This window comes from Neobacillus drentensis (genome assembly GCF_036965425.1).
Lineage (GTDB): Bacteria > Bacillota > Bacilli > Bacillales > Cytobacillaceae > Neobacillus > Neobacillus drentensis_F.
In genome coordinates, this window is record NZ_JBALPP010000033.1 from 148,408 (window position 1) to 155,792 (window position 7,385).

7 protein-coding genes are annotated in these 7,385 nt (G+C 40.0%); all 7 read left to right on the plus strand.

What is annotated here, in order from left to right; translation table 11 throughout:
- Positions 1 to 1,017 (plus strand): endolytic transglycosylase MltG (gene mltG, locus V7161_RS09035; protein ID WP_335444250.1); only part of this gene is annotated, 1,017 nt, incomplete at its 5' end.
- Positions 1,018 to 1,258: 241 nt separating this feature from the next.
- Complete coding sequence (locus V7161_RS09040; protein ID WP_335444253.1) at positions 1,259 to 1,918, plus strand: O-methyltransferase; 660 nt, start codon at positions 1,259 to 1,261, stop codon at positions 1,916 to 1,918.
- Entirely contained in the window at positions 1,905 to 2,834 is a 930-nt protein-coding gene (locus V7161_RS09045) for a peptidase U32 family protein (RefSeq protein ID WP_335444256.1), read from the plus strand. Before V7161_RS09040 ends, V7161_RS09045 begins: the two co-directional genes overlap by 14 nt.
- 122 nt (positions 2,835 to 2,956) lie before the next feature.
- Positions 2,957 to 4,228: a peptidase U32 family protein gene (locus tag V7161_RS09050; protein WP_335444259.1), complete on the plus strand. Its 1,272-nt coding sequence runs from the start codon at positions 2,957 to 2,959 to the stop codon at positions 4,226 to 4,228.
- Position 4,229: 1 nt separating this feature from the next.
- Positions 4,230 to 4,865, plus strand: a complete 636-nt coding sequence (gene udk, locus V7161_RS09055) for a uridine kinase (RefSeq protein WP_335444274.1) — start codon at positions 4,230 to 4,232, stop codon at positions 4,863 to 4,865.
- Positions 4,866 to 5,027: 162 nt separating this feature from the next.
- Positions 5,028 to 5,504, plus strand: coding sequence for a transcription elongation factor GreA (gene greA / locus V7161_RS09060; protein ID WP_223591250.1), 477 nt, complete (start codon positions 5,028 to 5,030; stop codon positions 5,502 to 5,504).
- Positions 5,505 to 5,552: 48 nt separating this feature from the next.
- Positions 5,553 to 7,313, plus strand: coding sequence for a peptidoglycan D,D-transpeptidase FtsI family protein (locus V7161_RS09065; protein ID WP_335444262.1), 1,761 nt, complete (start codon positions 5,553 to 5,555; stop codon positions 7,311 to 7,313).
- The last annotated feature ends 72 nt before the right edge of the window (positions 7,314 to 7,385 follow it).

Below are 7,385 nucleotides of genomic sequence, written 5' to 3' on the forward strand. Positions count from 1 at the left end.
TTATTAATTTTATTAGTAGGCGGCGGAGGCTATCTCTACATAAAATCGGCCATGAAACCGGTTGATGCAAACAGTAAGGTACAGAAAAAAGTTGAAATTCCAATTGGTTCTTCTGTGACAGGGATTGCTGAAACACTAGAATCAAACGGAATTATTAAAGACGCTAAGGTATTTAAGTATTATGTAAAACTTAAAAATGAAGGCGGCTTTATGGCTGGCGAATATCAATTAAGTCCTTCGATGGATGTGCAGGAAATCGTAGGGCGCTTAAAAACAGGAAAAGTACTTGCGAAGGCAAGCTTTAAAATCGCCATTCCAGAAGGAAAACAACTGAAGGAAATTGCGGGAATAATGGCTGCTGCTACAAAGCAAAATGAAGCAGATGTTTTTAATAAATTAAATGATAAAGAGTTTATTAAAGCACTTATGGCTAAATATCCTGATATTTTAACAGATGAAATCATGAATGCATCCATAAAATATCCACTTGAGGGTTATTTATATCCGGCAACCTATCCATTTTATAAGCCTAACCCTACCGTTGAGGAAATGGTGACAGCTATGCTTGACAAAACGCGAACCGTATTATCTGATTATACGGGGGAAAGCAAGGAGAAAAAGCTATCCGTTCATCAGCTGCTAACGATGGCTTCTTTAGTAGAAGAGGAAGCAACTGAAAAAGCGGATCGTAAAACAATTGCAAGTGTTTTCTACAATCGGATTAAAAAGGGGATGCCGCTGCAAACGGACCCAACTGTTCTCTATGCACAAGGGAAGCACAAAGAAAAGGTTTTTTATAAGGATTTAGAAGTGAGTTCACCATACAATACCTATCAAAATAAAGGATTGCCACCTGGTCCGATTGCCAATGCAGGAAGAGTTTCCATCGAAGCTGCCTTAAATCCAGAGAAAACCGATTATTATTATTTCCTTGCAGCCAATGATGAAATTTATTTTAGCAAAACGCTTGAAGAACATAATAATTTAAAAGCAAAGTATATTTCCAGTAAAAAATAATGAACACATTGGGGGAAATGTTCGCATTCCCCTTTTTTTTATGGTAGAATAGTTCAGTGTTGAATAGGTAATTCATAGCGTAACTCACAGTAAGGGAATTTGGGACGGTTTTGTCCGAAAGAAACGGATCGGGTCGAACTCGTGATGTCATTTTCTGTGAACGCTATTTTTTCATGTCTAAAGACCATTAAATTGGCAAAAATGCTTTTAAGGCATTTTAAAGGATTGAGGTGACGGCAGCTTGTTAAATGAAAAGCTGCATTTTTATATTGAAGAATTGATTCCGGGGCGAAATCCATTGTTTTCGGAAATGGAAACCTACGCTCAGGTGCATAAAGTCCCGATTATGGAAATTGGTGGAATTGAAGCGCTGCTTCAATTACTGCGTATCCAAAATTCAAAAAAGATTCTTGAAGTAGGGACGGCAATTGGCTATTCGGCCTTAAGAATGGCAAATGCTCTTCCTAAAGCTCAAATTGTTACGATTGAACGGGATGAGGAACGAATTCAAGCAGCTAAAGAGTTCATCAAACGATCTGAGCATGCCCAGCAAATTATCCTTGTTGAAGGTGATGCATTAGAGGTGGAGGAGGCAGTCAGCAAGTTTGCTCCTTACGATACCATTTTCATTGATGCCGCTAAAGGCCAATATAAAAAGTTTTTTGAAATCTATTCAAAATATCTTTCCGATGACGGAATGATTATTACTGATAATGTATTGTTTAAAGGATTAGTGGCGGAGTCCGAGATAGAATCTAAAAGAATTCGAAATTTAGTAAAGAAAATTGATGACTTTAACCACTGGTTAATGGACCATCCAGATTATGATTCGGTCATTCTTCCAGTAGGGGATGGAGTCGCAATTAGTAAAAGAAGAGGTGAGAGTTATGAAAAAGCCTGAATTACTTGTAACACCAACATCTGTTAAGGAAATTCTGCCATTAGCTGAGGCGGGAGCAGATGCTTTTGTTGTTGGAGAACAGCGATATGGGCTGCGTCTTGCAGGTGAATTTAATCGGGAAGATGTTAAAAAAGCGATTGAATTGGCACATTCAAAAGGGAAAAAAGTGTATGTAGCGATGAATGCTATTTTTCATAATGATAAGATTGAAGAGCTTGGCGAGTATATCCAATTTGCGGCAGAGAATAAAGCAGATGCCATCATTTTTGGAGACCCTGCAGTATTAATGGCAGCTAAAGAAGCAGCGCCAGAAATGAAGCTTCATTGGAATACAGAAACGACAGGAACGAACTGGTATACATGCAACTACTGGGGGAGAAAGGGCGCAAAAAGAGCCGTGTTAGCCCGTGAAATCAATATGGATGCCATTGTTGAAATCAAGGAAAATGCCGAGGTGGAAATTGAAGTACAGGTTCACGGCATGAGCTGTATGTTCCAATCCAAGCGTTCCCTGCTTGGTAATTATTATGAATACCAAGGCAAAGCAATGGAAATTGAAAACCGAAAAGTGAAAAAAGATATGTTCCTGCATGATAAGGAACGTGGCAATAAATATCCGATTTTTGAAGATGAAAACGGCACCCATATTATGAGCCCGAATGATATTTGTATCATCGATGAGCTTGGGGAAATGTTAGAAGCGGGTGTTGATTCATTTAAAATCGACGGAATCTTAAAGAGTCCGGAATATATCAATACAGTCACCAAAGCCTACCGCGAGGCAATCGATTTATTTTTTGAAGATCCAGCTGCATATGAAGATAAAAAGGACGAGCTGTTAGCGTCAATCGAAGATATTCAGCCAGAAAGTCGTCCATTAGATACAGGATTCTATTTTAAAGAAACAGTTTACTAAACAGAAAAGCGGAAGCGCCTTGGTCAGGGGCGACAGGCATATGACGTGCCTTCTTGACGGATTGGCTTATGACCTCGAGCCACTAGGCGCTGCAGCTAGACAAATTAGGAGGAGGTTCAATCGTGAATACAGTTAAAGACAAGATTTCTGAAATTATCGATGGAAAGCGTGTCATTGTGAAGAAGCCGGAACTCCTTGCTCCAGCAGGAAATCTTGAAAAGTTGAAAATTGCCGTTCAATATGGTGCGGATGCCGTATTTATTGGCGGACAGGAATACGGTCTGCGTTCCAATGCGGATAACTTTACCTTTGAAGAAATGAAGGAAGGCGTGGAGTTCGCTAAAAAGCACGGTGCGAAAATTTATGTTACTACCAATATCTTTGCTCACAATGAGAATATCGATGGGTTAGAGGAGTATTTACAAGGTTTAAAAGAAGCTGGCGTCGCAGGTATCATTGTGGCCGATCCATTAATCATTGAAACATGCCGCCGAATTGCACCGGAGATTGAAGTGCATTTAAGTACGCAGCAATCTCTATCAAATTGGAAGGCTGTCCAGTTCTGGAAGGAAGAAGGCTTGGAGCGTGTAGTATTAGCTCGTGAAACTAGTGCGGAAGAGATTCGTGAAATGAAAGAAAAGGTGGATATCGAGATTGAAACCTTTATTCATGGAGCAATGTGTATTGCCTATTCAGGCCGATGTACATTAAGTAACCATATGACCGCAAGAGATTCCAATCGCGGCGGCTGCTGCCAATCCTGCCGTTGGGATTATGATCTTTATCAGCTTGGAGGAGAAGGTAACGAGGTACCTCTATATGCTGAAGGTGATGCTCCATTTGCGATGAGCCCGAAGGATCTTAATTTAATTCAGTCGATTCCGCAAATGATTGAGATGGGAATCGATAGTTTGAAAATTGAAGGCAGGATGAAATCGATTCATTACGTGGCAACCGTTGTCAGTGTTTATCGTAAGGTTATTGATGCTTACTGCGCAGATCCAGAGAATTTTGTGATCAAACGTGAATGGTTAGAAGAACTCGATAAATGTGCCAATCGTGAAACGGCTCCTGCGTTTTTTGAAGGGGTTCCTGGGTATAAAGAGCAAATGTTTGGTAATCATAGCAAGAAGACAAAGTTTGAATTTGTTGGTCTTGTGTTAGATTATAATGAAGAGACACAGGTGGTAACCCTTCAACAGAGAAACCATTTTAGACCGGGTGATGAAGTGGAATTCTTCGGACCGGAAATTCAAAACTTTACTCATGTGATTGATAAAATTTGGGATGAAAAAGGTAATGAACTGGATGCGGCTAGACATCCTCTTCAGATTGTACAATTCAAATTGGACAAACCGGTGTACCCTAACAACATGATGCGAAAGGAGAACTAGTATAATGCGCAAGCCCGTTGTTATTGGTGTAACCGGCGGCTCCGGCTCCGGAAAGACCAGCGTTACCAAAGCGATTTATGAAAGCTTTAAGGGGCATTCCATTTTGATGCTTGAACAAGATTATTATTATAAGGATCAGAGTGAATTGCCATTTGAGGAACGGTTAAAGACAAACTATGACCACCCGCTCGCTTTCGATAACGATTTATTAATAGCTCACATTGAAAAGCTATTACGCTTTGAACCGATTGAAAAGCCTGTTTATGATTATTCACAGCATACACGTTCAGAAAAAGTCATTCATGTGGAACCAAAGGATGTCATCATTTTAGAGGGAATCCTGGTTCTCGAAGATGAACGTCTCCGCAATTTAATGGACATTAAGCTGTACGTGGATACTGATGCAGATATACGGATTATCCGTAGATTGCAGCGTGATATTCAAGAACGTGGGAGAACACTTGATTCTGTTATCGATCAATATGTGAATGTGGTTCGTCCAATGCATAATCAATTCATTGAGCCGACCAAGCGTTATGCGGATGTCATCATCCCTGAAGGCGGTCATAATCACGTGGCGATTGATTTAATGGTAACAAAAATTCAAACAATTCTTGAACAAAAGTCATTTTTATGAAACAATAGCAAAAGAACTATCTATAAAATCCCAATTGGATAAATGCGCGCCCTTTATTTTACAAGGACGCGCTGAATGTATTATGCCGACTGGCATAATATCTACATACATTACATACACAATTCTAATGGGGGATTGTGAAGACTAGAAGGAGTGAGGATTTTGGCTACTGAGAAAGTATTTCCAATGACACAGGCAGGTAAGGACAAACTTGTACAAGAACTAGAATACTTAAAATCCGTTAAACGTAAAGAAGTGGTAGAAAGAATTAAAATCGCGCGCAGCTTCGGAGATTTATCTGAAAACTCTGAGTACGATTCCGCGAAAGAAGAGCAAGCTTTTGTTGAAGGCAGAATTACCACTTTAGAAAATATGGTTCGCAACGCTAAGATTATTGAAGAAGGGGAACTTGCGAGCGACTCTGTAACTCTTGGCAGCTCCGTTACCTTTGTTGAACTTCCAGATGGAGAAGAAGAAACCTATACGATTGTCGGCAGTGCTGAAGCTGATCCGTTTGAAGGTAAAATTTCTAACGATTCACCAATCGCTAAAAGCCTTTTAGGTAAAAAGGTTGGAGATCAAGTATCTGTTCAAACGCCTGGCGGTGAAATGAGTGTCCGTATCGTTTCTATTAAATAATGTTTGAAATAAGAAAACCTCGTCAAAACTTTTGACGAGGTGTTTTTTATGTGGAGAAAACGCACAATTGGCTGGCTTATCATAAGCTTAACCGGATTTGTTTTGCTTTTAGCACGTTTAATGCAAATCCAATTAGTTGAAACAGAAACTTTTTCAAAACATAACGTTAATTTACTTGAGGAAAGCGTAAAGCAGCGAACACAAGAATTAGTGATAGATAACGGCAGAGGTAATTTTCTTGATCGAAATGGAACAATGCTGACACATAAGAAGGTGTCGGTACTTGTCCTATTTCCATTTTTAAAAAAGATGGATTGGGAGGCTGATAAAGTAGCGGATATTACGGGGATACCTGTTAATTTTTTAAACAGTGCAGTAGAAGGGGCGAAGAAGCCATTTGCATATGGTGATCCTGAACCAATGGAACTTACAAGTTCGCAAATGGAAAAAATTAATGCATTAAAAATCCCTGGTGTTTTTGCGATTGAAAAAAAGTTTGAGCGGAGGGATGTGCCGGCTGAACAATTATTAGGGTTAACAGGAGAAAATGCGAAAGAATTACAGAAACGTTATCCCAACAAAGACTTATCGGAGAAAACTTTAATTGGTGTATCGGGTCTTGAGGAAAGCTTTGATGAATTTCTTCTGCCTGAAGGAAAATCTAAGCTCGTTTACCATGTTGACGGCGGCGGTGCCCCGTTATTTGGGATCAATGTGAAGTATGTCGATCCAGCTAATCCCTTTTATCCTGTTAATGTCCGAACAACCATTGATAAAAGTCTGCAGCAAAAAGCAGAGGAACTGGTTGATAAGTATCAAATAAAAAAAGGCGGTTTGGTTTTACTAGACATTCAGGACAACAGTGTGCTGGCGATGGTTTCACGTCCGACCATTAATAAAAAAGACCCATACAATGGAGCGGGAATTACAAATGTAATGTTAAAGCAGCAAATCATGGGCTCTGTCTTTAAAACCGTTGTGGCAGCAGCGTCAATAGACCAAAATCTTGATGACCCGACACGTATGTTTGATTGCAGTAAAAAGATCAATGGAAAGCCTGAGCTGAAATATAATTATGGAATGCTGAATTTTACAGATAGCTTTGCCAGAAGCTGTAATCGGACCTTTGGTGAGTTAGCAAGAGAATTACAAAAAAAGAATCCGAACTTGCTGGAAGATTATGCGGCAAAATTATCCTTGACTGGTTCTGTCGGCTGGCAGGGGGATATTTATCATACCAGCAATTTCAAACAGCTTCCCGATGAAGATAAGGGTAGAGTGTTTGTGTCAGATGAGGCAAGAAAAGATTCAAATTTCGCGGCAATGTCAGGAATTGGCCAGCATGAGGTCCGCGCTACCCCTTTAGCTATTGCCAATATGATGGCCACGATTGCTAGAGGCGGCCAAAAGGAAATGGTCCGTGCTGTGTCAAAAATTGAATATAAAAATGGCACTACCATGGTGAATTTTGATCCAAAAGACTTAAAGGGAGATACCATCTCACCCTATACAGCGATGAAGCTGCAAAAATTGCTGCGTGAGGTTGTCTTAAACCCAAATGGGACAGGCAGATGGTTTAAAGATCTGCCATACGAGGTTGCGGGGAAATCTGGAACTGCGGAAACTGGAAAGTTTGTAAACGGCCAGCAATTGCATAATAAATGGTTTGCTGGCTATTTTCCCTATCAAAACCCTAAATATGCTTTAGTAGCCGTCAATTTAGATGTACCAGACAATGCGGGTGGGGTTAATTTGTTATTTGCCGATATGGTAAAGATGCTCTATGAAAAAGGTAATGGGACTGAGTAGTCGGCAAGTATTTGGTAAATGAAAAGGTGTTTGGGAGAAAAAGTGGGTTCCGCGGGAAATGAAAAGGCGTTT

What these genes read in the sequence shown, in the direction of transcription:
- V7161_RS09045 (WP_335444256.1), top strand. Translation starts at nt 1,905, where the DNA reads ATGAAAAAGCCTGAATTACTTGTAACACCAACATCTGTTAAGGAAATT.
- V7161_RS09065 (WP_335444262.1), top strand. Translation starts at nt 5,553, where the DNA reads ATGTGGAGAAAACGCACAATTGGCTGGCTTATCATAAGCTTAACCGGA.